The organism is Bradyrhizobium sp. LA6.8, from assembly GCF_040547935.1.
GTDB classification, from domain to species: domain Bacteria; phylum Pseudomonadota; class Alphaproteobacteria; order Rhizobiales; family Xanthobacteraceae; genus Bradyrhizobium; species Bradyrhizobium barranii.
Map to the genome: position 1 here is coordinate 683,761 of NZ_JBEPQQ010000001.1, position 26,446 is coordinate 710,206.

General features: G+C 65.2%; 27 protein-coding genes. 14 read left to right on the plus strand and 13 right to left on the minus strand.

Annotated features, from left to right (window positions below; translation table 11 throughout):
* The first annotated feature begins 18 nt into the window (after positions 1 to 18).
* Positions 19 to 420: a hypothetical protein gene (locus ABIA90_RS02815; RefSeq protein WP_354117203.1), complete on the plus strand. Its 402-nt coding sequence runs from the start codon at positions 19 to 21 to the stop codon at positions 418 to 420.
* 336 nt (positions 421 to 756) lie between these two features.
* On the opposite strand, the gene ABIA90_RS02820 is transcribed toward ABIA90_RS02815, so the two are convergent.
* Entirely contained in the window at positions 757 to 1,098 is a 342-nt protein-coding gene (locus ABIA90_RS02820) for a hypothetical protein (protein ID WP_166351901.1), read from the minus strand.
* A gap of 305 nt (positions 1,099 to 1,403) precedes the next feature.
* Here ABIA90_RS02820 and ABIA90_RS02825 point away from each other — a divergent pair, with 305 nt between their 5' ends.
* From ABIA90_RS02825 to ABIA90_RS02870, 10 genes are all read left to right on the plus strand, one after another.
* Complete coding sequence (locus ABIA90_RS02825) at positions 1,404 to 2,189, plus strand: alpha/beta hydrolase (RefSeq protein ID WP_354117204.1); 786 nt, start codon at positions 1,404 to 1,406, stop codon at positions 2,187 to 2,189.
* 94 nt (positions 2,190 to 2,283) lie between these two features.
* Positions 2,284 to 3,150, plus strand: a complete 867-nt coding sequence (locus ABIA90_RS02830; protein WP_354117205.1) for an MBL fold metallo-hydrolase — start codon at positions 2,284 to 2,286, stop codon at positions 3,148 to 3,150.
* Complete coding sequence (gene mdcA, locus ABIA90_RS02835; protein ID WP_354117206.1) at positions 3,147 to 4,793, plus strand: malonate decarboxylase subunit alpha; 1,647 nt, start codon at positions 3,147 to 3,149, stop codon at positions 4,791 to 4,793. Before ABIA90_RS02830 ends, mdcA begins: the two co-directional genes overlap by 4 nt.
* Positions 4,794 to 4,802: 9 nt before the next feature.
* Positions 4,803 to 5,120 carry a malonate decarboxylase acyl carrier protein gene (gene mdcC, locus ABIA90_RS02840; protein WP_354117207.1) on the plus strand — a complete coding sequence of 106 codons (318 nt, stop codon included), beginning with the start codon at positions 4,803 to 4,805 and terminating at the stop codon, positions 5,118 to 5,120.
* Complete coding sequence (locus ABIA90_RS02845) at positions 5,117 to 6,055, plus strand: biotin-independent malonate decarboxylase subunit beta (RefSeq protein ID WP_354117208.1); 939 nt, start codon at positions 5,117 to 5,119, stop codon at positions 6,053 to 6,055. The genes mdcC and ABIA90_RS02845 overlap by 4 nt, the downstream gene beginning before the upstream one ends.
* Positions 6,042 to 6,764 (plus strand): biotin-independent malonate decarboxylase subunit gamma, encoded by a 723-nt coding sequence (mdcE, locus tag ABIA90_RS02850; RefSeq protein WP_354117209.1) that lies wholly within the window; start codon positions 6,042 to 6,044, stop codon positions 6,762 to 6,764. Before ABIA90_RS02845 ends, mdcE begins: the two co-directional genes overlap by 14 nt.
* Positions 6,739 to 7,419: a malonate decarboxylase holo-[acyl-carrier-protein] synthase gene (gene mdcG, locus ABIA90_RS02855; RefSeq protein WP_354117210.1), complete on the plus strand. Its 681-nt coding sequence runs from the start codon at positions 6,739 to 6,741 to the stop codon at positions 7,417 to 7,419. Before mdcE ends, mdcG begins: the two co-directional genes overlap by 26 nt.
* Positions 7,416 to 8,297, plus strand: a complete 882-nt coding sequence (gene mdcB / locus ABIA90_RS02860; RefSeq protein ID WP_354117211.1) for a triphosphoribosyl-dephospho-CoA synthase MdcB — start codon at positions 7,416 to 7,418, stop codon at positions 8,295 to 8,297. Before mdcG ends, mdcB begins: the two co-directional genes overlap by 4 nt.
* Positions 8,294 to 9,244 carry an AEC family transporter gene (locus ABIA90_RS02865; RefSeq protein WP_354117212.1) on the plus strand — a complete coding sequence of 317 codons (951 nt, stop codon included), beginning with the start codon at positions 8,294 to 8,296 and terminating at the stop codon, positions 9,242 to 9,244. The genes mdcB and ABIA90_RS02865 overlap by 4 nt, the downstream gene beginning before the upstream one ends.
* Before the next feature lie 9 nt (positions 9,245 to 9,253).
* Positions 9,254 to 10,192, plus strand: coding sequence for an ACP S-malonyltransferase (locus ABIA90_RS02870; protein WP_071915303.1), 939 nt, complete (start codon positions 9,254 to 9,256; stop codon positions 10,190 to 10,192).
* Positions 10,193 to 10,387: 195 nt separating this feature from the next.
* Here the strand turns inward: ABIA90_RS02870 and ABIA90_RS02875 are convergent, their stop codons facing one another.
* The 7 genes from ABIA90_RS02875 to ABIA90_RS02905 form a co-directional block, all read right to left on the minus strand.
* On the minus strand, positions 10,388 to 11,434 hold the full coding sequence (locus ABIA90_RS02875) for a helix-turn-helix domain-containing protein (RefSeq protein WP_063986513.1): 1,047 nt from the start codon (positions 11,432 to 11,434) through the stop codon (positions 10,388 to 10,390).
* Positions 11,435 to 11,690: 256 nt separating this feature from the next.
* Entirely contained in the window at positions 11,691 to 12,989 is a 1,299-nt protein-coding gene (locus tag ABIA90_RS02880; RefSeq protein ID WP_354117213.1) for an HlyD family secretion protein, read from the minus strand.
* Between the two features lie 10 nt (positions 12,990 to 12,999).
* Positions 13,000 to 13,203, minus strand: coding sequence for a DUF1656 domain-containing protein (locus ABIA90_RS02885; RefSeq protein WP_028155834.1), 204 nt, complete (start codon positions 13,201 to 13,203; stop codon positions 13,000 to 13,002).
* The gene (locus ABIA90_RS02890) at positions 13,200 to 15,101 is read right to left on the minus strand and encodes an FUSC family protein (protein WP_354117214.1); all 1,902 of its coding nucleotides are present in this window, start codon (positions 15,099 to 15,101) and stop codon (positions 13,200 to 13,202) included. The genes ABIA90_RS02885 and ABIA90_RS02890 overlap by 4 nt, the downstream gene beginning before the upstream one ends.
* Positions 15,102 to 15,254: 153 nt before the next feature.
* Complete coding sequence (locus ABIA90_RS02895; RefSeq protein WP_038955794.1) at positions 15,255 to 15,635, minus strand: response regulator transcription factor; 381 nt, start codon at positions 15,633 to 15,635, stop codon at positions 15,255 to 15,257.
* A gap of 100 nt (positions 15,636 to 15,735) precedes the next feature.
* Positions 15,736 to 16,407, minus strand: a complete 672-nt coding sequence (locus ABIA90_RS02900) for a response regulator transcription factor (protein WP_354117215.1) — start codon at positions 16,405 to 16,407, stop codon at positions 15,736 to 15,738.
* The gene (locus ABIA90_RS02905; protein ID WP_354117216.1) at positions 16,404 to 18,281 is read right to left on the minus strand and encodes a PAS domain-containing sensor histidine kinase; all 1,878 of its coding nucleotides are present in this window, start codon (positions 18,279 to 18,281) and stop codon (positions 16,404 to 16,406) included. The genes ABIA90_RS02900 and ABIA90_RS02905 overlap by 4 nt, the downstream gene beginning before the upstream one ends.
* A gap of 452 nt (positions 18,282 to 18,733) precedes the next feature.
* Here ABIA90_RS02905 and ABIA90_RS02910 point away from each other — a divergent pair, with 452 nt between their 5' ends.
* From ABIA90_RS02910 to ABIA90_RS02920, 3 genes are all read left to right on the plus strand, one after another.
* Positions 18,734 to 19,573 (plus strand): AraC family transcriptional regulator, encoded by an 840-nt coding sequence (locus ABIA90_RS02910; protein WP_354117217.1) that lies wholly within the window; start codon positions 18,734 to 18,736, stop codon positions 19,571 to 19,573.
* A 23-nt stretch (positions 19,574 to 19,596) separates the two neighbouring features.
* On the plus strand, positions 19,597 to 19,779 hold the full coding sequence (locus ABIA90_RS02915; protein WP_223153619.1) for a hypothetical protein: 183 nt from the start codon (positions 19,597 to 19,599) through the stop codon (positions 19,777 to 19,779).
* Positions 19,780 to 19,848: 69 nt separating this feature from the next.
* A complete protein-coding gene (locus tag ABIA90_RS02920; RefSeq protein ID WP_354117218.1) occupies positions 19,849 to 20,715 on the plus strand; it encodes a PhzF family phenazine biosynthesis protein in 867 nt (288 codons plus the stop codon).
* 63 nt (positions 20,716 to 20,778) lie between these two features.
* On the opposite strand, the gene ABIA90_RS02925 is transcribed toward ABIA90_RS02920, so the two are convergent.
* The 5 genes from ABIA90_RS02925 to ABIA90_RS02945 all read right to left on the minus strand — a co-directional run bounded on the left by ABIA90_RS02925 (position 20,779) and on the right by ABIA90_RS02945 (position 26,436).
* Positions 20,779 to 21,510: a YoaK family protein gene (locus ABIA90_RS02925; protein WP_084795221.1), complete on the minus strand. Its 732-nt coding sequence runs from the start codon at positions 21,508 to 21,510 to the stop codon at positions 20,779 to 20,781.
* Between the two features lie 52 nt (positions 21,511 to 21,562).
* The gene (locus tag ABIA90_RS02930) at positions 21,563 to 22,345 is read right to left on the minus strand and encodes a 3-hydroxybutyrate dehydrogenase (RefSeq protein WP_354117219.1); all 783 of its coding nucleotides are present in this window, start codon (positions 22,343 to 22,345) and stop codon (positions 21,563 to 21,565) included.
* 34 nt (positions 22,346 to 22,379) lie between these two features.
* A complete protein-coding gene (locus ABIA90_RS02935; RefSeq protein WP_354117220.1) occupies positions 22,380 to 23,996 on the minus strand; it encodes an MDR family MFS transporter in 1,617 nt (538 codons plus the stop codon).
* An 83-nt stretch (positions 23,997 to 24,079) separates the two neighbouring features.
* Positions 24,080 to 25,228, minus strand: coding sequence for an HlyD family secretion protein (locus ABIA90_RS02940; protein WP_354117221.1), 1,149 nt, complete (start codon positions 25,226 to 25,228; stop codon positions 24,080 to 24,082).
* 32 nt (positions 25,229 to 25,260) lie between these two features.
* Complete coding sequence (locus ABIA90_RS02945; RefSeq protein WP_354117222.1) at positions 25,261 to 26,436, minus strand: DUF3734 domain-containing protein; 1,176 nt, start codon at positions 26,434 to 26,436, stop codon at positions 25,261 to 25,263.
* Between the last annotated feature and the right edge of the window lie 10 nt (positions 26,437 to 26,446).

Sequence of the window (26,446 nt, forward strand, 5' to 3'; positions counted from 1 at the left end):
CGTCCTGGATGTCAGGGATTGCTTGAGCCGCTGATCGAAGTCGTGCTGTCGGTTGCGGCAGGGCCTTGCACCGGAACGGACGGACTGATTCCGGCGCCGCCGAGCTCGGTGGCTCCGAGCGGTATCCCGACGCGTCCGACCGTCGATGCTGAAGGCAGCGGAGACGCCGCCGTGATGCTGCCGTTGCAGGTGACGGATGAGCCCCCGGACAGTCCGCCACCGTCGAACAAGGCTCCGGACGAGGCGGTATTGCCGGATCCGGCGCAACCTGTCGTGCTTTGCGCCGGATTAAGCGGCGAAATGCCGGGTGTTGCGATCTCGGTCGATCCCAGCGGAACGCCGACGGGCCGCGATTGCGGGTTGAGCGGCGACGTCGCCAGCATGCCGGTGGAAGGCTGCATTCCCGGCATGGTCGTTTGAGCGATCGTCGCAGCCGGGACGAGCCACAGCATGCCGGCCGTGAGCGCCACGGCGGGCTGCATCAGGGTGAACCGGCGCGAGCTGGATCTTCCCGAGCCGACGTCGTTCGATGGGTGCTGCTCTCGCATGAAAAATGCTCCGGCTGAATGCTGTCGAGCACTAGAGAGGTGCGGAACGGTGGGGTATTTCCAGAACGCACGTCCCGCTACCCGGCAGCACGACGACAACGGGCATTCGACGCATCGTAAGCGGGCATTCGTCTTCGTTCGGCCGCGTCGCCGAGTTGCCTCGCCGATGACAGCGCCGTTGGCCGGCTTTGGCTTCGGCTCGCTTTCGCTATTTCAGAATGGCCCGCACATGCGCGAGTTCCCGGCTGCATGTGCCTGTGTCGCCGTTTTGTTCGGCGGTACGTGCGCGATCAAGCGAATCCAGCGCATCCGCGAAAACCGCTCCGCGGCCGCCTTCGGCCTCTGCAATCGAGCGAGGCGTCGGTTGATGACTGCGCAGCGCGCTGAGGCTCTCCCGCTGCCAGCCGTGGGCGCCCGCGTCTTTTTCTATGGCCTGATCCAGCTGGATCTGGGTTTTCGCGATGTCGTCCGCACAAGTGCCTGCACGCGCGGGCGAAGCTGCGCACAACAGGATGAGAAGCGCGATCTGGAGATTTGCTGTGGATGTCATGTGTCCGATCCCATGCATGGAGTTCAATCAGCATCAGATGCGACCTCTTGAATGCCAAAGCGGATCGTTCGTCTTTCGCGTATGAACGCCGGCCGTTCACAGTAATGAGAGGTCTGTACGCCTGACATATGCGCTGCGTTTTGAAGTGCGCGCCTTAGCTAGGCAGCGTCCCGGGGATGCACGAGCAGCCGTTGTCTCGATCGGCATGTCCCGACGTGCGAAGTGGCAAGGGCCGTTGTTTGCCGAAATACGCCGGCAAGTGTCGACACTACTGTCGCACCATTCCAACCCGGAGTGATCCCGACATGAAACACCTCAACGCTGGCCTCGCCTTCGCTGCCACTCTCTCCCTGTTCGCGACCGTCGCCCCGGCGCGCGCTGAACCCCCGAAGAACATCGTCCTGGTGCACGGCGCCTGGGTCGATGCGTCCGGCTGGAGGCCGGTCTACGAGATCCTGGTCAAGGAAGGCTTCCGCGTCAGCATGCTGCAGGAGCCCGAGACGTCGTTTGGCGATGATGTCACGGCGGCGAAGCGGCTGCTCGATCTCCAGAATGGCCCGACGCTTCTGGTCGGCCACAGCTATGGCGGCTCGATCATCACCGAGGCGGGTGTTCATCCCAACGTGGTCGGCCTGGTCTACGTCGCTGCGCATGCGCCCGACGTCGGAGAGGACGAAGCGGCGCTGGGCAAGAAGACGCCGAGCGTACTTGGAAAGACCGAAGGCGCCATCAAGGTCACGCCCGACAAATTCACCTATCTCGATCCCGTGCAATTCCCCAAGCTGTTCGCCCCCGATCTGCCGCGCGAGCAGGCGGAGTTCGAATCACGCTCCCAGGTTCTGGCCGCGACGCAGGTGTTCAGCACGCCGCTGACGGCGGCTGCGTGGAAGACCAAGCCGAGCTGGGGCATCGTTGCCGGCAACGACCAGATCATCAATCCGGATCTCGAGCGCTGGTATTACGAGCGGGCCAAGAGCCACACCACCGTGATCCCGGGTGCAAGCCACTCGGTCTACGAGTCGCATCCGAAGGAAGTGGCGGAGATCATCACCCGTGCCGCTCGCAGCATCGATCAACCGGCCACCCGCTGACGCGTTTTGCCGGTCCTGACGCACGGCCGGCAGAAGGAAGGACGGCGGGAGAGACAGCACTCCCGCCGGCCCGACTGCCCCTCCGGAGAATTCCATGAGCATGATCGAGACGACCGGCACGATCCTGGACTGGGACGTGACGACGGTGAAGCGGGCTGGACTGAGCCGCGATCTGCCCTCCGGCAATCCGGACCTGATGTGGGTCGCGAATTCGTCGACTTTGATCTACGGCGAGCGGGATGCCATCCTCGTCGACACGTTCCTCACCGCCGGGCAGTCGAAGACGTTGCTGGATTGGGTCGTGTCGCGGGAGCGAAATCTGACCACGATCTACGTCACGCATGGCCACGGTGATCATTTCTTCGGTCTCGCGCCGCTGCTCGATCGCTTTCCGCGGGCACGGGCCGTGGCCGTTCCCGAGGTTGTCGACGAGATGAAGACGCAGCTTTCGCCGGCATCGCTCGACGGTTTCTGGCGCAAGCGCTTTCCGGGCGAGATCGCACAGCGCCTGGTCGCTGCGAAGCCTCTCGAAGGCGAGCTCACGCTCGAGGGGCACAAGCTCGTCGTCATCGACATGGGACGAACCGATACGGCGCGCTCCACCGCCCTTCATGTCCCGTCTCTCGATTTGATCGTCGCCGGCGACACCGTATACAACGGCATTCATCCTTATCTCTCCGAAACCGACACGCAGAGCCGGCTCGAATGGATCGCCGCGCTCGATCGGCTCAAAGCGTTGAAGCCGCGCTTCGTGGTGGCCGGACACAAGAAGCCGGAGAACGATGACGATCCGCGCAGCATCGCGGACACCCGGCAATATCTGCTCGATTTCAACCGCCTCGACCAGGCGACGATTTCTCCGCGCGAGCTCTACGAGGCGATGCTCGCGCTTCATCCCGACCGTGCCAATCCGGGATCGCTCTGGAGCGGAGCCAACGCCGCAAAGGGGCCAAGGTCATGACGAGCTGGCAGAACAACCGCGCCGCGCGCGATGTCCGCATTGCGGCCGGTGCTGGACTTGCCCGCGGCAAGGTCGTGGACGCGTCCGACGCAACGCGTCTCTTGGAGGCCGTGATCCGGCCGGGCGACCGGGTTTGCCTCGAAGGCGACAACCAGAAGCAGGCGGATCTCTTGAGCCGCGCGCTGCTGGCGGTCGATCTGTCCAAGGTCAACGATCTGCACATGGTGCAGTCGGGCGTCGTTCTGCCCGAACATCTGGACCTGTTCGACCGCGGGGTCGCGAAGCGGCTCGACTATGCCTATTCCGGGCCGCAATCGGCGCGCATCGCGCGCATGCTGTTCGGCGGCAAGATCGAGCTGGGAGCAATTCACACCTATCTCGAACTGTTCGCGCGCTACTTCATCGATCTCACCCCGCACGTCGCCCTGATCGCCGCCGTCAGCGCCGACCGTGACGGCAACCTCTACACCGGCCCGAACACCGAGGACACGCCCACCGTGGTGGAGGCAACGGCGTTCAAGGACGGCGTCGTGATCGCCCAGGTCAACGAGATCGTCGAGACGGTTCCGCGGGTCGATATCCCGGCGGACCGCGTCCATTTCGTCGTCAAGTCCGACAAGCCGTTCTTCGTCGAGCCACTGTTCACGCGCGATCCGGCGGCGATCACCGAGGGGCAGATCCTGACCGCGATGCTCGCGATCAAGGGCATCTACGCGCCCTATGGCGTGCAGCGGATCAATCACGGGATCGGCTTCAGCACGGCCGCGATCGAGCTCCTGCTGCCGACGTTCGGCGAGAGGCTGGGCCTGAAGGGCAGGATCGCAACCCATTTCGCCTTGAATCCGCATCCCGCGCTCATTCCCGCAATCGAGTCCGGTTGGGTCCGGCAGATCCACTCGTTCGGCTCGGAGGTCGGCATGGACGAGTACATCCGGGCGCGATCCGACGTCTATTTCACCGGCCCCGACGGCTCGCTGCGCTCCAACCGCGCCTTTTGCCAGACCGCCGGGCTCTACGCCTGCGACATGTTCATCGGCTCCACGCTGCAGATCGATCTTCAGGGAAATTCCTCGACCATCACCACCTCGCGCATCGCCGGGTTCGGCGGCGCGCCGAACATGGGCGCGGATGCGCGCGGGCGCAGGCATCCGAGCGAGCCCTGGCTGAAGGCCGGCGCGGAGGCCGATCCCGACAGCCCGGCGCCGTTGCGCCGGGGTCGCAAGCTGGTGGTGCAGATTGGCGAGACCTTCGGCGACAAGAACGTCCCGTTGTTCGTCGAGAAGCTCGATGCGATCGAGCTCGCCGAGAAGCTCAACCTCGAGCTCGCGCCGGTGATGATCTACGGCGACGACGTCACGCACATCGTCACCGAGGAGGGCGTGGCGAACCTCCTGTTGTGCCGTACGGCGCAAGAACGCGAGCAGGCGATCCGCGGCGTCGCCGGATACACTGATGTCGGTCGCGGGCGGGATCGCAGCATGGTCGCGCAGCTGCGCGAGCGCGGCGTGATCCGGCGGCCGGAAGATATCGGCATCAATCCGCTCGAAGCGGATCGCAACATGCTGGCGGCGCGCTCGATCAAGGATCTCGTGCGTTGGTCGGGCGGGCTCTACGCGCCGCCGTCGAAATTCAGGAACTGGTGAGGACAGGCCATGGAAGATCTCAGCTTTCATCACCCGGTTCGCGAGCGTGCGGGCGGTATCAGGCAGAGCGCGATTGTGGGCGTGGTCGCCTCGGGCAATCTGGAAGTGCTGGTGGAGCGCGTCCTGCCGGATGCGGAATGCGCGATCGAGATCAAAACCGCGGCGATGGGCTTCGGCGAAGTCTGGAGCGCCGTCATTGGCGATTTCGTCGAGCGCTATTCGCCCGGCGGGCTGAAATTCTCCATCAATGACGGCGGCGCGCGTCCCGACACGGTCTCGCTTCGGCTGGCGCAGGCGGTGCGATTGATCGCGGGGAGCGAGCAATGACCGCGCCGCTCCCGCACATCGCCCCGGCCGAACGGGCCCGCAGCACAAGCTTCAACGAGGCATCGGCGCGGACGAGGCTTGATCTGCTGCTTGATGCCGGCAGCCTGGTCGAGTTCATCGGGCCGGAACAGCGCGAAGTCAGTCCACATCTGGAGATATTCGGCCTTCCCGAGCAGTTCGATGACGGCATCGTCGTCGGCCATGGCCGGCTCGGCGGCGCGCCGGTCTTCGTCGCCGCGCAGGAAGGACGTTTCATGGGCGGCGCCTTCGGCGAGGTGCACGGCGCCAAACTGCTGGGTCTGCTCCGCGCGGCGCGCGAGATCGGATCGATCCCTGTTCTGATCCTGCTCGATACCGGCGGCGTCCGGCTGCAGGAGGCCAATGCCGGTGAGCTCGCCATCGCCGAGATCATGCGCGCGGTGATGGAGGCGCGCAGTGCTGGCGTGAAGGTCATCGGCTTGATCGGCGGGCGCTCCGGCTGCTATGGCGGCGGCGGTCTGATCGCAGGCTGTTGCTCCGCGCTCGCCGTGTCGGAGGCGGGACGGATCGCGGTTTCGGGCCCCGAGGTGATCGAGACCAATCGCGGCGTCGAGGAGTTCGACTCCCGTGACCGTGCCCTGGTCTGGCGCACCATGGGCGGCAAGCACCGGCGGCTGCTCGGCGCAGCCGACGTCTTCGCCGATGACACCGTGCAGGATTTTCGCGAGGCCGCACTCGAGCTGATCGGGTTGATTGGCCCCTTCGGCCTCGACCGGCTCAGGGCGGAGCAGGAGCGTCTGGCCGACAGGTTGCGCCGCTTCGGCGCTTGCCAGGACGCCGTCGATATCTGGACCGTGGAAGGTGTTGCGCATGCGGAAACGGTGCCGGAATTGCCGGCCGACCAGTTCATTGCGCTCGCTAGCAGGATCGGGAGGAGCAGCCGTGACGCTCGATGACATTCTCGCCTCGCTGTTTCCTGACGGCCATGAGGTCACGAACGATAATGGCGTCCTTGCCGGCGCGGCGACGCTGCGGTCCGGCGGCAGGATACTCGTGATTGGTGTTGCGGATCGGACTGCGCTCGGCGTCGACGAGGCGATCAGGCTTTCCGCGCATGTCCTGGAGTCGATCGACCGGGGGAGCGGACCGATCCTGGTGCTCGTCGACAGCGACAGCCAGCGCATGAGCAAGCGTGACGAGCTGCTCGGGCTCAACGAATTCCTCGCGCATCTGGCGAAAGTGTTGATTCACGCGGACATGCACGGTCGCCCCACGATCGGTCTTCTCTACGGCCACTCGGCGGCGGGGGCCCTGCTTGCGACGGGCCTTGCGACGCGCGTGCTGGTCGGATTGCCCGGTGCCTCTCCCGCGGTGATGGATCTGCCGTCGATGGCGAAGGTCACCAAGCTGTCGATGACCGCTCTTGAGGAGAAAGCCAAATCGACGCCGGTGTTCGCGCCGGGGCTCTCCAATCTCGAGCAGATGGGTGCCGTTCATATGACATGGAGCGACGCCACCTCACTCGCAGACCAGCTGGAGGCGCTGCTCGCCGACATGCCGGCTGCGCGGGATCGAAGAGATGCGCTCGGCAAGGAGCGCGGTGGCCGGCCGAAGGCCGCCGATATCGCGGAGCGCGTTCGTGACCTTGCCCTGCAAACCCGCTGAACCGCCGGTCGGTCGCCACGACCTCGTCTTTGTCAGCCCGCAGGGGTGGCGCGCGATGATCGGGATCCGCGGCGATCTCGCAACCGACCCGCTGGTTTCGCGCTGGTCCGAAATGGGATGGCCGACGATCAGGCGGCGCGCTCTCCCTTGCGAAGCGACCGGCCTTGCGCTCGGCCTGCCGTTGCCGCCCTCCGCCGGCAAGAAGCGGCTGTCGTTTCTCGCGGATATCGACCACGTCACCTCGGTCGCGAGGCCGCCCGCGCTGCGGCAGGTGCGCGCCTCGGCGCCGCACAACTGGTGGCCGACGCTCGATCGGCTCGACGGGCTCGCGCTTCGTCATTCGGTGGACGTGCGCGTGTTCGGCAGCCTCGCATGGCAATCGCTGACCGGGCTCGATTACGTGACCGCTCGTTCCGACCTCGATGTCCTGTTCGCGTTCCCCCGCGAAACCGATCTGGATCGTCTCGCCGCCGACGTGGCTGCGATCGAGACCGATGCGCCGATGCGGCTCGATGGTGAATTGATGCGCGCGGATGGTGCAGCGGTCAACTGGCGCGAATTCCATGCCGGCACGGACCAGCTTCTGGTCAAGACCATCGGGTGCGTGGCTCTGCTCGACAGGGATCGATTCATTTCGGGAGCGATGGGATCATGATCACAGCGGCCGCGCGAAGCATCGAACCGCTTGTTGCCAGCCGGGGGCAGATGCCGTCCGGTATCTGGGCCATCGGCGGCTTCGCTGCCGATTGCCTTGCCATGGAGCTGGAAACCTGGCCCAAGCCGGGGCTCGTGAGCCATGTCGACAATGGTAGTCACGTCGACATGGATGCCGGCACGTTTCGTCGCAGCGCTGCGGCCATCAGGCCTTATCTTCAAAGTCTTGCCGAAGCGGGCGCGCTCGGCTGCGGCATGGGAGTGCTGCGGGTCATCGGCCTGGAGGCCGAACGGGCGATGCTCGAGGCGACCGCGGGCGTCAATACGCATCGGGGCGCGATCTTCGGTCTTGGCCTGTTGTGCGCGGCGGCCGGTGCGAGGGCCGGCGGGCTGGTCGATCCGGCACTTCCGCTCGGCGACGTCGTGGCACGCCTCTGGGGCGCCAGCGTACTCGACGGTCCGGTGTTGCTGCACAGCCATGGCAGCGCTGCTCGCCGCCGCTTTCGCGCGGGCGGAGCCCGTATCGAGGCGGCGAGCGGGTTTCCCAGCGTCTACCGGATCGGCTTGCCGGCCCTGCGGAGAACAATGCCTGCCACGCCCGAGGATGCGGAAGCGGCTCGGGTCGAAGCGTGCTTTGCCCTGATTGCGTCCGTGGAAGACACGAATCTGCTGCATCGTGGCGGGCTCGAGGGGCTTCGTTTTGCGCGTCGCGCGGCACGTCGCTTCATCGACACCGGCGGCGTGCGCGCTCCCGGCTGGCGCGTCAGCGCGCGATGGATCCATGAAAGCTTCGTCGCCCGTCGTCTCAGTCCCGGTGGCTCGGCTGACCTGCTTGCGATGTCGCTCTTCGTCGATGCCCACGACGCGCCGGGGCCATGATGTCCAATGCAATCCTGATGGCGCTGGTGCCGGTGTTCTTTGTCTTGCTGCTTGGATACGCCGCCGGAAGGTTTCATGTCGTCGACAATCTTCATGTCGATGCTCTCAACGCACTCGTGATGGATTTCGCCGTGCCGGCGTCGTTGTTCGCCGCGACCGCCTCGGCGTCGCGCAGCGAGATGATCGAGCAGGTTCCGCTCTTTCTGGTGCTCGGCATAACGATGTCGTTGCTCTATGCCGCCTGGTATCTTGCCGCGCGCAGGTTGTTCAAGGTGTCGCGGCCCGATGCGTCGATTCAGGCACTCACGGTTGGCTTTCCAAATCTTGCCGGCGTCGGTCTTCCAATCCTGACATCCGTCGCGGGACAGGCGGGCGCCGTTCCGGTCGCCGTCGCATTGGCAACCGGTTCGGTCCTCATCAGCCCGGTGACCCTGATCATGGCGGAAATGGACGCCGCCAGGTCCCGTGGCGAGGAAATGGCGGCGCGGCAGATGCTGACGGCGGTGGGACGTGCGATCACCAAGCCGGTCGTGCTCGCGCCCGTGTTCGGCATCCTGTTTTCGGTGTCGGATCTGAGCCTCGATGCGCTCGCTCATGCGTGCCTCGCGCTGATCGGGAGTTCGGCCGCCGGCGTCGCGCTGTTCCTGACCGGAGCCATCCTGTCGGCACAGTCGTTCCGCCTGGACTGGAAGATCGCGGCCGCAACCGTGGCCGCGGACGTGGTTCGGCCGCTCGCAGCCGTTGCAATCACTCACGTCTTTCCAATCGCTCCCGACACAGCGAGGACGGCCATTCTGCTCGCCGCGGTGCCTTCCGGCTTTTTCGGCATCCTGTTTGCGGTCAACTACCGGCTGGACTCGGCAGCGGTCGGATCGATGGTCATTTCGAGCACCGGATTCAGCGTCGCGACCATGGCGGTCGCGATCGCCGTGCTCTTTCCGCACTAGGCGGCGATCATGACACTTGCGATCCTGTGCTCGGGACAAGGCGGACAGCATCGGGACATGTTCGCCCTGACGGGCGATGCGCCGGAAGCGACGCACCTGTTTGCACACGCGGCAACGTTGCTGGGCGGCAGGGATCCGCGTGATTTCGTGCGCAGCGAATCTGACGAGGCTCTGCATCGCAACCGGTCCGGCCAGATTCTATGCACGTTGCAGGCACTGGCCGCCGCTGCCGGGCTCGGGGACATCATTCCACATGGCGCCATCATCGCAGGCTATAGCGTCGGTGAGGTGGCGGCATGGGGCGTGGGAGATCTGTTCGAACCGGTCCTCACGCTCGACCTCGCAGTGCGCCGCGCGGAAGCGATGGACGCCGCCACCTGCGCCGGTGACGGGCTGATCTTTGTCCGCGGTCTTTCACATGACGATATTAAGCGCCTTTGCGAGCGCCACGGTGCGGCGATCGCCATCGTCAATCCAGGCGATGCCTTCGTGATCGGCGGTGGCCGGGAGGCATTGAACGGAATTGCCGGAGAGGCGAGGGCGATGCGCGCCACAAGGATCGTCGATCTGCCGGTTCGGGTTGCCTCCCACACCGGACGGCTCGCCGAGGCGTCGGTCGTGTTTCGCGAAGTCTTGCGGTCGGCGCCGGTGGCGTTCCCGTCGGCCGCCGGTGCGCGCATCCTGAGCGGCATCGATGGCGGTTCGGTCGTCTCCGCCGAGGCGGGCCACGACAAGCTCGCCGCGCAGATCTCGCAAACCGTGCAGTGGGGAAATTGCCTGCAAAGCTGTCTCGAAGCGGGTGCCACGGCATTTCTCGAATTTGGACCTGGACATGCACTGAGCCGGATGGTTGCGAGCATCGAGCCCGGCCTTCCGGTGCGGTCGCTGGACGATTTCAGGAGTCTTCAGGGCGTGCGTAACTGGCTTGCGCGGCATCTCAGCGACTGAAATGGTAACAGCTTCGTTCCGGAATCGGACGGACGGCGCGCTCCGGATCGACGTGCGGCGAGGCAAAAAAAGGGGCCGTCCTTGTGGGGAGGACGGCCCAATGCTCGCATGCCTGGGAGGAGAAGGCTCGAGCCGTGACTTGGGGGTCTCAGTCACTAACACTGCCAGCGTCGCCGATCCGGCGTGCAAAGTATTTCACGTCCCCACGCTGTTTCTCATTTCGCATGATTCACGAAGGTCCGCCGGCAGGACATGAGACACCGGCTCGCGTGACGGAACCGGGTCGCATTCGGCTAGCCTGGGTGACGCCAATGCGTTCCGGCTGGTGCATCGCCAACGTGCCGGCGTGTCGCCTGTCAGACGTTTGAAGACGGTCGAGAAATGCGCCTGCGTGCAGAAACCGACGGCCAGCGCCGCCTCGACCAGCGGCGTCTCGGTATTCGACAGGAGAGATTTTGCATGCTCGATGCGCTGTTGCAGGAGATACTCGCGCGGCCGGTATCCAGTCGCGGCGCGAAACTGCGCTGCGAAGTGCATCCGGGACAATCCCGCGACGCCGGCGAGGTCGGACAGGCTGATGGAGTGGTCGAAGCGCGCCCTGACATACTCCTCGACGCGTCGGAGCCGCCATTTCGGCAAAGCGTTGACTTTCGTACGCGGGGGTTCGCGCCGAGCGACGTGCATCACCAGCGTCTGGGCGATGCAGCACGCAAATTCGCGATCGGCCGAATGGCCTTGTTCGGTCAGCGCCTTTGCGAGCTGCTCGGCGAACGGGTCGCGCAACAGAAGGAGATCGTTCAGGCATTCGGGCGCGAGCGGCTCCGTTCCCTGCTGTGGAGATGGAAAGCAATTGGCCGAGATGTGGAAGTGCAGGAAATCGCACGGCGCAAGAAACTGCGCGCGGAGCGGCTTCGACGGCGCGCCGACATAGAGCGTACCTGCCGGCATGGCGCCGTCGAAAATGGTCTGACTGCCTCTGGTCAGCTTGAGACGTGTGCTCTTCAGGGCGATCGAGAAGAAATACCGGTCGGGAGGCGTCGTTGCATCCTCGCGCCTGACGGCCGTCTGGGCATAGGTAAAGCGCGAGATCGTGATGTCCTCGCGCGCGACGCCTGCGCGTTGCTCGGGCTGGCGCCATTTTCGTTCGTGGGGGAATGCGCGTGCCCCCTGAGAGAAATCCGGTTCGCGGGCGCCGGGTTGATGTGTCAATCGGGCGCCGGCCGCTTGCATATCGGTGAGCATCGTTCGTCCCGTCTTTTGGATTCCGCTGCCGCCGTGACGGCTGCTGAATGCCATTGGTTGACGCTCGAACGATATGTCTGATGCCGCCACAAGGCCCGTTAGCGTTGCTGAAATCGTGTTAGATTTTGCGAAAGCTGCAGGTGCGTCGGAACGTCGCGAAACTCCGAATTAAGCAAGAAAAATCAAAGGCCTGCGCTGTGAGCTCCGATGTTGCGGCGCGATGCAGCTCTCTTCAGGTCGGGCGATCTGACCGGATTCAGGGAAGGCGTGGCGAGGCATCGATGCCCGGGGTGAGGCCGGGCGCGATCTTCTCCGCCGGCGGAATTGCGGGCACCCGCGCGTAGGGAAGCGCCGTCACCTCGGGAGGCTGCTGGGATGGGGATTGGAGGCAGTTGGGGCGCGGCGGATCTCCTGCGCCGAACACATCGAACATTGGGTCCACGAAGGTCGTGCGGAGCCGATGAGGCCAGGTCTGGCGATCGACCGCATTGGGCTGCCGGATCGTCACCGTGGCCGTCATGCCGGAGACCAACGGCACGCCCGGCGGCACCGTGTCGATGGCGACACGAACCGGTATGCGCTGTGCAAGCCGCACCCAGGTGTAGATCGGGTCCACGTTGGGCAGACCTTGCGTGCCCGCCGCGGCGTTTGACGGGCTGATGCCGCGGGTCACGGTTTTCACATGTCCCAGGATCGGCTTGGAGTAACCGATGAGCTGTGCCTCGACGCGATCGCCGACGCAGACATGCGCCATCTTGGTTTCCTCGAAATAACCGTCGATCCAGAAGCTGTTGGAATCGATGATGGAGACGTTGGTGACGCCGGTCAGCGCATAGTCGCCGACGCGTAGCAGGAGATTGGTGACATAGCCGTCGACGGGGCTGAGCACATTGGTGCGCTTCAGGTTCAATTCCGCCTGTGCAAGCTGGTGAGCGGCCGCTGCGTAGGCGGCCTTCGCCTGCGAGGCATTGCCGGCGAAGATCTGCTGCTCCTCTGGCGTCGTCGCGAGGTCGGACAGACGCCGGCGCCGGTCGGACTCGGCCTGCTTCACCTCGAGGTCCGCCGCCCGCTGGTCGACGAGGGCCTTGCCGATGCGAACGGCTACGTCGAAGTCGAAGGGATCGATGACGTAGAGCAAGTCACCCTTGTGGACGAACTGGTTGTCGGCCACCCGCAGCTCCACGATTTTGCCTGCGATCTGCGGCGCGACATTGGCGACCTGCACGCGCACGCTGCCATTGCGCGTCCAGGGCGCGGTGACATAGTGCTGCCAGGTTGCAACCGATATCAGGATGGCGACCAGGGCGATGGCAAGAGTGGCGAAATGCTTGCCGACGCCGGCCATGAAACGCCCGGCGGCCTTGCGCAGCGACCGCGTCAATGGCGTCGCCTGCCGGGAAGCTTCGCCATCGTTCGCGGCGCGGTCGCTGGTCGCGCGCGCCGCGGCCTCCGTCAGGCTGGAACACGCGACGGCGTCGGCTGCGCCCGCCCGTGCTTCGGCTGAAGATTCGGGGTGGGGCGGAAAGGCCGCATCTCGAGGCAGAGCCGCGTCCATGATTGTCTCCTTAGCAAAAGAGCGCGAGCAGGCCGAAGATCGACACGTAGAGGCAGAGCTCGGCCAGCGACGGGTTGCTGAAGATTCTTGTAAAACCCACGAAGCGCAGCACCGGGCGGAGCAGCAGGAATGCGAGCAGCGCCGTGGCCGCATAGGACACGATCGGGGCGATCAGCACGCCGCCCACGACGAGTTCACGATAAGTATTCGTCACGGATGCGTCCCCTGGCCGGAACCGGCGAAACTCCGCCATGGTTCGAGGACGATGCTGGCCGGAACGAGCGCGGCGAGCACCGGCTCGACGGACAGGTTGCCTTGGGCAGCCGTCTGGCGCAGCGCCTCGGCGGCAGTCAGGATTGCGCCTCCATCCCGTAGGGTGAGCGCGGCTCGCGCGGCGCGCGCCGCGTCGCCGAGTGAGGTCTCGGCCAGGCGGTCCAGTTCGGCATGGCACCGTCGCAGCACCACGGCCTCGTCGAAGCAGCGCAGCGCTTCCGCGACGACCCGAGGGGGAGGTGCCGTGGCGCCCTTCGTCGTCAGGATCTGCTCGATCCGGGCGGCATCGCGAAACGCGGCTTCCTCCGGCGCGAGATGCCGGGCTCGCCCGGAATCGAGGCGGCTCAGCTCGCGATGGGCCTCGTCCAGCAGCAGCCGGATCCTCCGTTCGCCGGACAAGGACGGCAGCAGGAGCTGCGCCGCGAAGACCAGAACCGAGGAAAGCTGGGCAAACAGACACGTCACAAGGAATACGTCGGGGTCGTAGCTCTGCGGATTGCTCGGTGCGAGAATGACAAGCGTGAACACGAGGGAGAGCCGGCCGAGCGGCGGCAGGACGCCGCTCGGCAGCGTGATCAGCAGCGCTGCGCCGATCACGAGAGGCGCAAGGCCGATCGCCAGCAGTTGGAACTCGGATACGCCGTTGAAGACGAGGTATTTCAGGACGCCGGCCAGCAGGCATGCGATCGGCATGGCAAAAACCGCCAGTGTCGTGAAGGCGCGCGGATCCGGAGCCGTCGCGCTGAGGCCGATGATCACTGCGGCAAGCGAGAGGCAGAGCGCGGTGGTCGGCCATCCCGCCATCACGAAGATGATTGCAATGAGGATGAAGTGGATCGCGGCCCTGACGCCGGCTGCCGCTGCAATGCGAGGCGAGCGGTAAAGCGGCGCGCGCCATTGCCGGAGTGGATGGTTTCCGGCCCGCAGTGCCTCGAGGCTGTCGCGCACGTCTGCATTCCTGCGGATGATCTGATCGCGCAGATGGGTCCGGCAGATCGCGATCAGGCCGGAGGCGTCGGGGTTTCGGTCGTCCCGGGACGTCGCGGATGCGGCCGGCAGCGCGGCAAGCGTACGGGAGAGCGCGAGCTCGCTCACGAGGCCCACCATCGCAGAGCGTGCGGCTGCGGTTCTGGCCGGGCCGCTGATCGACTCCGTGACGAGGCTCGCGATCTCCGGATGCAGGGCCGCGACATCGCGCAACATGTCCGCAGCAGCGGTCGCGGATGAAGCTTCACCGCGGACGGCGCGTTGCGCGAACTCCGTGACCCGGCGATGCAGTGTTTCGAGGCGGCTCGCCAGAACCGGATGATAGTCCGGCGCGGCGAGCACCTCGTTGACCAGAGCGACCGCGAGGACGCCGATGGCGATGGCGGCGCCCCGGGCGACGCCGGTCGGAAACACCTGCAACGGGCTGTCGATCTGCTGAATGGCAATCAGGGCAACGGTGATGCAGCTGAGAGCCGCCGCATAAGCGCGATTGCCGTCCAGCATCCCGGCGACGTAGACGCAAAGTCCGACCCAGATCCCCAACACTGCGGGCAGGAGCGCGCCGGTTTGGGAAAAGGTGCCGGCGATGGCGATCGATGCGATCACGCCGATGGCGGTTGCGAGGAGCCGGTAGCCTGCCTTTTCCATGCCCTGCGCGCGCGTGGGCAGCGCCAGGATTGCCACGGTGACGGCTGCCGACGAGGGGGATTCGAGTTCGAGCCAGAAGCTCACATAGAGTGCGAGGAGCATTGCCAGCAGGACGCGCAGCGCGAACGCCCAGGAACTCACCGGGAAGCCGGCGAAGACCCGCGGGCGGATGTCGTCGGCAGCGCTGGTGGCGTCACCTGGCAATTATGCTCCCTCCATGCGCGGCAAAGCGTGCGGCCTGCCGGCGTCGCGAAATCAAAGGGGAGCATGAGCTGTGCCGGCCGGTATTTTCGGTCCATCAACCTGCTTTCGGGAACGCACGCCGGGAAGGCGCAGTTTGCCCGAGCCGGGGCCCGACTATTGCGGCGCGTGGCCCGCCAGGGCCTCTTCGAGGCGGCGGATGATCTCGTCGCCGCTGGACGGCTTTCCGAGATAGCAATGCGCGCCGGCTGCCATGACGCGCTGGCGCACGGGTTCGCTGGGGAAAGCGGTCATGAAAATGATCGGGAAATGGCGGCCGGAGGCAACCAGGCGCGCCTGCAATTCATCGCCGGTAATGACCGGCATCTGAACGTCGGCGATCATGCAGGCCGGATCTTCTCCCGCCGGTTCCCGCAGGAAGGCGACGCCGGACTCGTAGGCGTGGGCTTCATAGCCGAGCGAACGCACGAGGCTCGCCAGCGACGCGCGCACGCCTTCGTCGTCGTCCACGATCGCAATCACCGGGGTTTTGGCCATTGGCACACATCCTGACCGCTGTGTTCCGCAGGGAGGATATCTCCCATTGGGCGGCCGATGGGGCCTTATGCACCGTGCGGCAGTCCCGCCGGAATTATACTCAGGTTTGGTCCGTAGTCTTTCGGTTCTGGGAAATCCCGAGCGCTTCGGCCTTGCGAACGAGGTCGGCCAGCGACCGGACCTCCATCTTGCGCATGACGTTGCCGCGGTGAATCTTGACGGTGATCTCGCTGAGGCCGATCAGGCCTGCCACCTGCTTGTTCATCAAGCCGGCGGTCACATGGCCCATCACCTCGCGCTCGCGCGCCGTCAGGCTCTCATACTGGATGCGGATATCTTCCTTCGTCGCGGCTTCCGCGCGGCGCTGCGCATCGCGCTCGAGGGCTGCCGTCACGGCGTCGAGCATGTCCTGATCGCGAAACGGCTTGGACAGGAAATCCACGGCGCCCGCCTTCATGGCGCGCACCGACATTGGGATGTCCCCATGACCGGTCATGAAGATGATCGGATATCTGATGCCCTGGCGGGTCAGTTGACCCTGGAGATCGAGGCCGCTCACGCCCGGGAGCCGGACGTCCAGCACGATGCAGGCCGGTTTGTCGGGCATGACGCCGCCAAGCAGCTCGGCCGGTGAGCCGAACAGGCGTGTCTCGAGGCCGACGGATCGGAACAGGCTGTCGAGCGAGGCACGAATGCTCGCGTCGTCATCAACGATGATGACGACTGAACTGGAGGATTGGGCCGGCGGTTGCGCTTGGTTTGGTCGTGTCATGGCAAGGCGTGTTCTTGGCTAAATGGCAGTGTCAGGTGAAATTTCGCGCCCGAGCCCGGAGAGCTCTCCACGGACAATCGGCCGCCGTGAGCTTCCACCGTCGTTCGGCAGATCGCAAGTCCCATGCCCATGCCGCCGCCCTTGGTGGTGAAGAACGGATCAAACAGGCGCGGCAGGTCGTCAGGCTGGATGCCCGGGCCGCTGTCCTCGACCGTGATGGCGAGGTTTTCACCGTCCACGGTTCCGGCGCGCAGCGTGACGGTGCGGGAACCCGGCCGGCCTGACATGGCTTGGCCGGCATTGATCAGAAGATTGACCAGGACCTGCTGAAGCTGGACCCGGTCGCCACGAACCGGCGGCAGGCCATGCTCCGTCTTGACGATGAGGGTGACGTCGTCCTTGACGAGCTCGCGCGCGACCAGGAGGGTCGCTTCCTCGATGATCTCGTCGATCTGCAGCAGATCCTGCTGGGTAGGGGCCTTCTTCAGGAAAGTCCGGATCCGGGTCACGATCTCGCTGGCGCGGCGGCCCTGAGCAACGACGTGACCGATCGTCGTCGCAACCTCCTTGAGATCGGGCACGTCGCGGCGCAGCCACCGCAAGCCAGCCTCGCCGCTGGTGACGATCGCTGCCAGAGGCTGATTCACCTCGTGGGCAATGGACGCGCTGAGCTCGCCGAGGGTGGCGACGCGCGCGGCATGCGCCAGCTCCGCCTGCGCCGCGAGCAGCGCATCCTGTGCCTGCTTGCGCTCGGTGATGTCGATGACGAAGGCGAGCACGTTGCGATCTCCGTCGGGCTCAGCCGGAAAGGTGATCGTAAACAGGACGGGAACCTTGCGTCCGTCGAGGCTCACGAGATCGGTCTCGCCTTCGTGGAACCGCTCTCCTTCCGCGAATGCGACCAGCGCGCCGAGGAAACTGCGGTCGTTCTCGCCCAGAAGCCTGTCCACGTTCGCGATGAAGGCCGCAGAGCCGCTTGCTCCCGCCATCTTCTGGAGGGCCGGATTGACGTCGGAGATTCTGGTGAGCTGGCGGGCATGCCGCACGAATTCAGGATTTCGTGCAAGGTAGTCCCGCAACGTGGCGCCTCCGGTCTCCAGCGAATTCAGCGCGGTCCGCACTGCGCTCCAATCCTCCTCGACGACGCCGACCCGGCTTGCGTCGAACATCCGGCGGTATCGCTGCTCGCTCTGCACCAGCGCGTTATGTGCCGCGACGCGGTCCGTGACGTCGGTGTGGGTTTCAAGGACTCCAACGGGTTTGCCGAGATGGTCGTGCTGGAGCGCCCATCTTGCATCGACGGTGAGTGCGCCGCCGGCCTTCGTCCGCTGCTCCAGCCTGCCTTCCCATCGGCCGATGTCGAGCAGGCCGGCCTCGATGGCCTCTCGCCGGTCGGGATATTTGGTTCTCAGCAGCGCGTCGGCGAGTTGCCCGACCGCCTCGTCGGCCGACCAGCCGTAGGCCTGTTCCGCGGCCCTGTTCCAGAAACTGATCACGCCGCCGCGATCCCTGACGAAGATCATGTCATGCGAGAGATTGAGCAGGCGCGCCTGCGCCGCGAGGCGCTTCGTCGCCGCCTGATTCTGGAGCGCCAGCAAGGTCGTGATTCCGATGGCTGCGAGGCTCACCAGCGCACGAAGGGCAGGCGAGGCGATCGCCTCCAGATCGTGCGACAGTAGATAGGCGGTTATGGTCAGGACGCTGCAGCCGACAGCGGCGGCGATGATGTCGTTAAGCCGGTGCGTCCTCGCCGCGAGCAGGATCGCAACCACGTAGAGAACCGCGACCGCGCCCTCGAGCGGCGTCAGCACATCGACCAGGAAAACCGCGAAAGCGAGGACGGCAGACCAGAACCGCAAGCCGGCGCGGCTCATCGATGAACCCGTGGCCCGATCAAGACTGGTCATCGTCGCTGGTGGTCGCTCTGCTCATTTTCGGTCACGTTGATGCCGCGATTTGATCGGGCCGACAACATGCGGCAACATGATTTTCGTGCTCTCTTGAAAGACGTTGCCGCGGTTTGATCCCGCGCGCGTGCCGATGAGGCACATTCCCCGGCAAAAACGGGGTTTTGCGTGAGTTTCCGACCATTGGCGAGCGCGTCAACTTACCGCAGGGCGAGATCAGTTCCGCCATCGCGGCGAACGGGACGCCCGTGCGGCCGGCGACGCCGCGGTCATACCTAGGTATGACGCGATCAACCCGAGAACCTATCCGGTGCACCCGCGCGTAGAATGGAGCGCGGGGACCGCCGAACTACTCTGCTCCCACATTCGGACGAGCCATTGGGTCTCGCCGGATCGAAAATGGGACAAGGAGTTCGACGATGTCGCTACAGATGTCACACCCGCTAGGCGCGAAGGATCATGTCGTCGGCTCGATCGGCGTCTCGGCCATCGATGGTTGCCAGTCCGGGCTTGCGGAACGTCCGGATCGCGCCGGCGAAAAGGCGATGACGCTGTCCCTCGTTCACCTCGATGTTGCTCTGGCCATCGAGACGCCCCCGCCGGGCGTGCGGAGATGCGCCGGCGACGGGCCCAGCTTCAGGGTATCGGCGAAACGCCTCGCGCGCATCTCCGTCGAGACCGATCGGGAGGCCGGTGCAGGCGAGTTCCCGGACCCGGTGATGCGAAGCCTCTCCGATGCGCTCGCGGCAACCGAAGCGGCCCATCATCCTCACTCCGCCATCCTTGCGGACGCCTTGCGTCTTGCCATCCTGACCCGCAGAGCCAGCCGGCCGACGGCCGTCGCGCGCAACGAGACCGATCAGGCCGACGAGCGGTGCCGGTCTGTGCGGTCGTTGCAAAAATGGCGCCTCAAGCGCGTGCTGCAATATGTCGACGAGAATTTGGCTGGCAAGATCACCTTGCAGCATCTGGCGGCGGTCGCCGGCCTCAGCCGCATGCACTTTGCCGCGCAGTTCCGCGCGGCCGTCGGCATGCGGCCTCACGACTTTCTGCTGAAGCGGCGGATCGAACGCGCCCAGGAACTGCTGAGGCGCGCCGACGTCTCGCTGGTCGACGTTGCCTTGACCGTCGGATTCCAGACTCAGGCGCATTTCACGACGGTATTCAAGCGTTTCGCCGGCGATACGCCTTATCAATGGAGGAGCGCCTACCTTGCGCAATTCCTGCCGCTGCCTCGCGCCGAAGTTGGGCCGTCATGAGCAGTGTTGGCATTGAGGCCCTGATGCTGCCGCTGGCCGGCATTCACCTGGCGATGACGCAGCATGAAGTCACGGGCGTGCTGGAGATCGCCCGTGCTCTCGGTAACTCCTATCGCCTGGCATCGTCAGATCCGGGATCCGGCGCTCTCTATGGCCGGTTCATTTTCGATTTCTGCCGAACCATCGTCACGGTTGTCGCGCGATAGCCTCGAGCCCTTTACAAGCGGGGCAGGTCAAGCGTTAACACTGCGATGGCAAACCGCAGAGCGAGAGTCATGAGAGCCTACAAAGTCGTCGACGCTTTCTCCTCCAAACCCTTCCTGGGAAACCCCGTCGCAGTCGTCCTTGATGCCGAGGGGCTGGCGACGGCCGAAATGCAGGCAATTGCCCGCTGGACGAACCTGTCGGAAACGACATTTCTCTTGCCGCCCACGAGTTCCGAGGCGGACTACCGCCTGCGCATTTTTACCCCCCGCAGCGAACTGCCGTTTGCCGGGCATCCGACGCTCGGCAGCGCCCATGCCGTGTTGGAGGCAGGCCGCGTGATGCCCCCGGGCGGTCGTCTCGTCCAGGAATGCGGTGTCGGGCTGGTGCGGATTGCCGTGGAGGGCGACGGCGCGGAGAGGCGTCTGACGCTTGCGTTGCCGCCGGCGAAGGTCACGGCTCTTTCAGCCGCAGACGTCGACGAATTGGAGGCAGTCATCGGGCATCGGGTCGTTCGCGAGGTGGCTCCAGCGATCGTGGATGTCGGGGCCGTCTGGGTCGTCGCGCAACTTGCCGACGCGGACAGTGTGCTCGCGCTGACCCCGGACTTCCGGCGCTCGGCTGCCTTCGAGAAGCGGCTCGGTGTGACCGGGCTCTCGCTTTTTGGCCGTCACGCTGATGGCGAGGCGGCTATCGAGGTGCGTTCTTTTGCACCATCATGCGGCGTCGAGGAGGACCCGGTATGCGGCAGTGGAAACGGTGCCATCGCCGTGTTCCATCGCGACCGCGGTCTCCTCAAGGCCGGGACGAGCTACACGGCGGCGCAGGGGCGCTGCGTCGGGCGCGATGGCCGCATCGCCTTGGCGATCGAGGCAGACGGCGAGATCAGCGTTGGCGGCGCTTGCGTTACGTGCGTGGATGGCAGGATTGCCGATTAAGCCACAGGTCGATGGTCGATCATGCCGCGCTTCGGCTGCGGTATGCATATTGAGTCAGACCCGCTAACGCACCGCGACCGCGACGGCAGACAAGGCTGCCGGAAGGGACCAGGCCCAGTCTCCCAGCACTGAAACAGCCGCCGCGGCGGCGACACAGCCGAAGATGAAGCCGAGCAAACGATGGAGCGAGCGACCCAGCGGCGTTGAATCATGCGGCAGCAGAGGGGTGCGTGGAGCGAGCAGGTCCATCGCCGACAAGACGGCATTGGCCAGATTGCCGGTCATCACCGCGGTCGAGATCGCGCCCGGCAGAGCGAGGCGAAGGAGCGCGTACTGGCAGGCCATGGCCGACACGGCGATCATCGCGGCCGCGCCGGCCCGGGATCCAGCCGCATCGGCAGACGGCCTTGTGATGACGCTGAAGATCAACAACGCGGCCAGCACGAGGAACTGAACCCGAAGCAACAGTCGCGCCAGGCTCGAACCGTGCCGGCCGGAAGCTTGGGCGATCAGCCAGACGGTCGCCAAGGTCAACATGAAAACGGGAATCGCCAACAGCTGTGCCCAATGAAACGAGCCGCCATCGACGGCAACGACGGCGGCCAGCACGATGTTGCCGGTCACGTGAGCCGTGAAGATATGACCCAGCGTGAAGAAGCCGGTGAAGTCGACCATTCCGGCGATGACGCTGAGCAACGGTGGCAGTCGCGCCTCCAGGCGCGACAGCTCCGTTGCGTCATCCGCTGAATCCGCGGACCTTTGCAGCATGAGGAGGTCTCTGGCGAGCAGGGACATCTTTGGCTACTCCGATGCTGGCCGTTCGCATGGGCCGCTCACTGACCGCCGGCTACTGTGCCGTCCATCCGCCATCGACCGCGATCGCGGTGCCCGTGATCTGGTCCGCCGCGGGCGAGCACAGGAAGGCCACGGTGCCTCCAAGCTGCTCCGGAGAGACGAACTCGGACGACGGTTGTTTCTCGCCCAGGAGTGTCGTGGCGGCGTCCTTTTGGCTGATGTTCTTCTGTGCGGCGATGTCGCTGATCTGCTTTTCGACCAAGGGCGTCCGCACCCAGCCGGGACAGACTGCGTTGCAGGTCACGCCGCTGCCGGCGGTCTCCAGGCCAACCACCTTGGTCAGGCCGATCAACCCGTGCTTGGCGGCGACGTAGGCGGCCTTGTGTGTCGATGCGACGAGGCCGTGGGTGGAGGCGATGTTGACGATCCGGCCCCAGCGCTGCTTCTTCATCTGGGGCACCGCCGCCGCGATGCCGTGAAACGCGGCCGACAGATTGATGTCCAGGATCGCATGCCACTTGGCCGACGGAAATTCTTCCACCGGCGCGGTGAACTGGATGCCGGCATTGTTCACGAGGATGTCGAGGCGTCCGAACGTCTCGATTGTCGCGGCGATCAATCGGCGCACGGCATCGCCCTTCGACATATCGGCGCCGTCGTAGACCACGCGCACGCCGTGCTCGCGTTCGATCCCGCTGCGGATGGCTTCGATCTCGCCGGGGTCGCCGAAGCCGTTCAACACGAGGTTGACGCTGAGCCTGGCCAACTCTCTGGCGATTCCGAGCCCGATACCGCTGGTCGATCCGGTGACGATAGCGACCTTATCCTTCAACATGCGTGTTCCTTTCGACGTCAGGTGGGGTGGGGGACTAGTGGGTGCCGCCGGCCTCGATCTGGCCGGGTTTCTTCAGCATCATGGACGCGGCGAGTGCGACGATCAGCGCGACACCGAGCAGGTAGAACATGTCGCCGAAAGCCAGGATGAAGGCCTGCTTCTGCACGATCTTGCCAATCGCGACATAGGCGCGGTGAGCGGCGTCGATGCGATCGGTCACGCCGTGGCTCATGAAATACTGCGTCAGCTTCTCGAGTCTGGCCTGTGTGGCCTGCTCCAGCAGCGAGACCGACTGCGTCAGCACGTTGGAGTGATATTGCTCGCGCTTGGTGAGCAGCGTTTGCAGCAGCGCGATGCCGACGGCGCCGCCGAGGTTACGCATCATGTTGAACAGGCCCGAGGCCGAACCCGCGTTCTCCGCCTCGATGCCCGATGTCGCGACAGCGGACAGCGGGGCGAACACCAGCGCCTGACCGAAGGCGCGGACGACGTTCGGCCAGAAGAGCTGGTCGGTGGCGTAGTCGTTGGTCATCGAGATGTTCATGAAGTTGGAGGCTGCGAACAGCGCAAAGCCGATACCGATGATGAGCCGCGCGTCGAAGCGCCGTAACAGCTGCGGCACCAGCGGGATCAGCAACAGCTGCGGCAGCCCGGTCCACGCCAGCACCATGCCGATCTGCTCGGCGTTGTAGCCCTGGATGCGCGATAGATAGACCGGCAGGATGAAGACCGAGCCGTAGAGCGCGATGCCGAGCAGGAAATTGGCGAGGATACCGAAACCGAAATTGCGACGCGCCAGGAGGCGGAGGTTCAGCAGCGGCTTCCTCGCCGCCAGCTCGATCCACAGGAAGGCCGACAGCGCGATCGCCGCGACAATCGACAGCTTGACGATGAACGACGAGCCGAACCAGTCGTCCTTGTTGCCTTCCTCGAGCACGGTCTGTAGCGCGGCGAGGCCGATCGCCATGGTGGCAATCCCGGCCCAATCGCCCTCGTGCAGCAGCGACAGCTTCATCGGTTGCGACTCGAGCGAGACGAACAGCAAGCCGATCATGACCGCGCCCGGCACCAGGTTGACGTAGAAGATGTACTGCCAGCCCCAGTTCTCGGTGAGATAGCCGCCGATGGTCGGCCCGATCGCGGGCGCAAAGGTCGCGGAGATCGCAAACAGCGCCAGCCCGATCGGCTGCTTCGCCTTTGGCAACAGCGCGATGATGAGCGTGAACGCCATCGGGATCAGCACGCCACCGGTAAAGCCCTGCACGGCGCGCAACACGATCATCTGCGACAGGTTTTGCGCCAGCGCGCAGGCCGCCGAGAACACCAGGAACAACGTCGCATTGGTCAGGAGATAGATGCGGATCGAGAACGCCTGCGCCAGCCAGCCGGACAGCGGAATCACCACAATCTCGGCAATCAGGTAGGAGGTCGAGATCCAGCCGCCATCATCGATGCCGGCCCCGATCGCGCCCTGGATGTCAGCCAGCGAAGCGTTGACGATCTGGATGTTGAGCACCGCCATGAAGGCGCCGAGCGTGGCGCCGGCGATGGCGATCCAGGTCTTGGCGGAGACCGCCGGGGCCGGTGTGGTGACGGACCGCTCGCCTTCGCCGGCGGGCACGGCATCGATGGCCGGTTGCAGTGTGGTCATGGTTGTCTGCTCGTCACTTGCGAGAGAAGCATTGCCTGAACGGACTGTCCGGGAGGACACAACCGCCAGGGACGCGTGTTCATTCAACTGCGAGGCTCGGGGCGGCGCGATGCAAGGCGCTTCTTGCTTTCGCGTTCGGCGATCGCCGCCGATTTGGTGTTGATGGTCGGCTCGGCCGACATGCCGGGACGGAGCAGGCCGCTCAGGCTGCGGTCGTCGAGGACGATTTTTACCGGCATGCGCTGTACGATCTTGGTGAAGTTGCCGGTCGCGTTGTCGGGCGGCAGCAGCGCGAACTCCAGGCCGCTTGCCGGGGACAGGCTGTCGACATGGCCGCGCAGCCTGGTGCTGCGGAAGCTGTCGATCGTCAACTCGACGGGTTGGCCGCTGCGCACATGGGTGAGCTGGGTTTCCTTGAAATTGGCGACGATGTACACGGCATCGAGCGGAACGACGGCCATCAGCTGCGTACCGGCCTGGACGAACTGCCCGACCCGGAGTGAGCGCGCACCGACGGTGCCGTCGACCGGCGCGATGATGCCGGTGTAGGAAAGGTTCAATGCCGCCTGCTGCTCGACCGCACGGGCGCGGTCGCGCTGCGCGACTGCCCTGGCGCGTTCGGTGGAGAGCACGTCGACCTTGCGCTCGGCCGCGAGCAGGCCCGACTTGGCGTGCTGCAATTGGGCGGCGGCAGCGCGCAGCGCCGCATCGGTCTGCTGCGCGCGCTGCACCGTGCCGGAGCCCGTCTTCATCAGCCCGTCGTATCGGACCTGCTCTTCCTGCGCGAATTTCAGATTGGCCGTGGCGGCAGCGACATCGGCCGTGCCTTGCTCGATGATCGGCTGCTGCAGGGCAAGCTGTGCATCGAGATTGCGGACAGCGGCGTCGGATGCGGCGACGTCGGCGCCGGCCTGGTCGAGCGCGGCGCGGAAATCGCGATCGTCGATCTTTGCCAGCAACTGGCCGGCCTTCACGGCTTCGTTGTCGCCGACCAGGACCTGCGCGATATAGCCCGACACTTTCGGCGAGATGATCGTGGAATCCGCCTTCACGTAGGCGTCGTCCGTGGTCTCCAGATAGCGGCCGATGGTGAGATAGTGGTGGCCGAACTCGGCCGCGGCGGCGACGCTCAGGGCCAGTGCCAAGGCGAGGGCGGCCCGCTTGATCGCCCGCCCGGATGGCCGAAGGCTGGTTTTGGCACCCTGCTCGGGAGCATAGGGAATGGAAGACATGGTATTCTCCGAAACGAGGTGGGCGGTGAGATTCAGTCGCGGCGATGGACGTCGTGGGTGACGATGCCGAGCTCGGGAGCCGGCGGGTCCAGGCGTCGCGGATCGGCCAGCGTGCGGCGGATATCGTCCAGTCCGCTCTGCCAGTGAGCGCGCATCGCGCTCAGCCCGAACTCGTAATCCCTCGAATGACCCTCGTGGATCTTGGTCTGATAGATCAGGTGCACGATGTTGTAGCAACGATGGCGCGCCATCTCCGCGATAGCGCGGATCTCGGGATCGTGCCTGGCGGCGTCCGGCAATTTCGCGATCGTGCGCTGCAAGGCCTGACGCATTTTCTGCATCCGCAGCACCTGGTCGGTCACGGCGCGTGTGCGGCTCGAATACTGGATGTCCTTCTGCCGGCTCGACACTTCCATCATGTCGTGGGGAACGTGGCCCTTGGCCGACCAGAGATCGATCTGGAACGTCAGCGTGTCACACGGCTCGCCGGACAGCACGCGAGATAAAGGCGTGTTCGAAACCACGCCGCCATCCCAATAGTGCTCGCCTTCGATCTCGACGGCGGGGAAGCCCGGCGGCAGCGCACCCGATGCCATGAAGTGCTTCGGTCCCAGCCGGCGCTCGGCGGTGTCGAAATAGGTCAGGTTGCCGGTGCGGACGTTGACCGCGCCGACGCTGACGCGCACGTCGCCCGAGTTCAGCCGGTCGAAATCGACGAGCCTTTCCAGCGTCCGGTGCAGGGGTGCCGTATCGTAAAAGCTGGTCGCGGAGTCGCCCGAGAACGGTGACCAGAGCGGCGAGGGGAAGCGTGGCTTGAAGAAGCCAGGCTGGCCCTGGATCAAGGCCCGCGCCGCCGCCATCGCGTTGCGTACCGAGTTGATGTCGAACGCAAACGGCAGGGCGTTGGCGAGCCCTTCGCCGGCGGGCCACTCGATCGAAAACGCGCAGATGGTTTCCCAGAACTCGCGCAAGCGTGCAACACGCTCGCCTTCGGGCGAGCCCGCGATGATTGCGGCGTTGAGCGCGCCGATCGAGATGCCGGCCAGCCAGTTCGGCCGGATGCCGGCCTCGTGCAGGCCTTCATAGACTCCGGCCTGATAGGCGCCGAGTGCGCCGCCGCCTTGCAACACCAGGGCGACGACATCGTAGGGCAGCGAATTGCTCCGCTGCGGCACAGGATTGGTTTGCTCGCGCATCACGTTCAGCATTTTGAGGACT

What these genes read in the sequence shown, in the direction of transcription:
- ABIA90_RS02930 (WP_354117219.1), bottom strand. Translation starts at nt 22,345, where the DNA reads ATGTTGAAGGATAAGGTCGCTATCGTCACCGGATCGACCAGCGGTATC.
- ABIA90_RS02830 (WP_354117205.1), top strand. Translation starts at nt 2,284, where the DNA reads ATGAGCATGATCGAGACGACCGGCACGATCCTGGACTGGGACGTGACG.
- ABIA90_RS02910 (WP_354117217.1), top strand. Translation starts at nt 18,734, where the DNA reads ATGTCGCTACAGATGTCACACCCGCTAGGCGCGAAGGATCATGTCGTC.
- ABIA90_RS02895 (WP_038955794.1), bottom strand. Translation starts at nt 15,635, where the DNA reads ATGGCCAAAACCCCGGTGATTGCGATCGTGGACGACGACGAAGGCGTG.
- ABIA90_RS02820 (WP_166351901.1), bottom strand. Translation starts at nt 1,098, where the DNA reads ATGACATCCACAGCAAATCTCCAGATCGCGCTTCTCATCCTGTTGTGC.
- ABIA90_RS02945 (WP_354117222.1), bottom strand. Translation starts at nt 26,436, where the DNA reads ATGCTGAACGTGATGCGCGAGCAAACCAATCCTGTGCCGCAGCGGAGC.
- ABIA90_RS02875 (WP_063986513.1), bottom strand. Translation starts at nt 11,434, where the DNA reads ATGCTCACCGATATGCAAGCGGCCGGCGCCCGATTGACACATCAACCC.
- ABIA90_RS02880 (WP_354117213.1), bottom strand. Translation starts at nt 12,989, where the DNA reads ATGGACGCGGCTCTGCCTCGAGATGCGGCCTTTCCGCCCCACCCCGAA.
- ABIA90_RS02925 (WP_084795221.1), bottom strand. Translation starts at nt 21,510, where the DNA reads ATGTCCCTGCTCGCCAGAGACCTCCTCATGCTGCAAAGGTCCGCGGAT.
- ABIA90_RS02940 (WP_354117221.1), bottom strand. Translation starts at nt 25,228, where the DNA reads ATGTCTTCCATTCCCTATGCTCCCGAGCAGGGTGCCAAAACCAGCCTT.
- ABIA90_RS02915 (WP_223153619.1), top strand. Translation starts at nt 19,597, where the DNA reads ATGCTGCCGCTGGCCGGCATTCACCTGGCGATGACGCAGCATGAAGTC.
- mdcB (WP_354117211.1), top strand. Translation starts at nt 7,416, where the DNA reads ATGATCACAGCGGCCGCGCGAAGCATCGAACCGCTTGTTGCCAGCCGG.
- ABIA90_RS02870 (WP_071915303.1), top strand. Translation starts at nt 9,254, where the DNA reads ATGACACTTGCGATCCTGTGCTCGGGACAAGGCGGACAGCATCGGGAC.
- ABIA90_RS02935 (WP_354117220.1), bottom strand. Translation starts at nt 23,996, where the DNA reads ATGACCACACTGCAACCGGCCATCGATGCCGTGCCCGCCGGCGAAGGC.
- ABIA90_RS02905 (WP_354117216.1), bottom strand. Translation starts at nt 18,281, where the DNA reads ATGAGCCGCGCCGGCTTGCGGTTCTGGTCTGCCGTCCTCGCTTTCGCG.
- mdcC (WP_354117207.1), top strand. Translation starts at nt 4,803, where the DNA reads ATGGAAGATCTCAGCTTTCATCACCCGGTTCGCGAGCGTGCGGGCGGT.
- ABIA90_RS02845 (WP_354117208.1), top strand. Translation starts at nt 5,117, where the DNA reads ATGACCGCGCCGCTCCCGCACATCGCCCCGGCCGAACGGGCCCGCAGC.
- ABIA90_RS02920 (WP_354117218.1), top strand. Translation starts at nt 19,849, where the DNA reads ATGAGAGCCTACAAAGTCGTCGACGCTTTCTCCTCCAAACCCTTCCTG.
- ABIA90_RS02825 (WP_354117204.1), top strand. Translation starts at nt 1,404, where the DNA reads ATGAAACACCTCAACGCTGGCCTCGCCTTCGCTGCCACTCTCTCCCTG.
- ABIA90_RS02900 (WP_354117215.1), bottom strand. Translation starts at nt 16,407, where the DNA reads ATGACACGACCAAACCAAGCGCAACCGCCGGCCCAATCCTCCAGTTCA.
- ABIA90_RS02865 (WP_354117212.1), top strand. Translation starts at nt 8,294, where the DNA reads ATGATGTCCAATGCAATCCTGATGGCGCTGGTGCCGGTGTTCTTTGTC.
- mdcA (WP_354117206.1), top strand. Translation starts at nt 3,147, where the DNA reads ATGACGAGCTGGCAGAACAACCGCGCCGCGCGCGATGTCCGCATTGCG.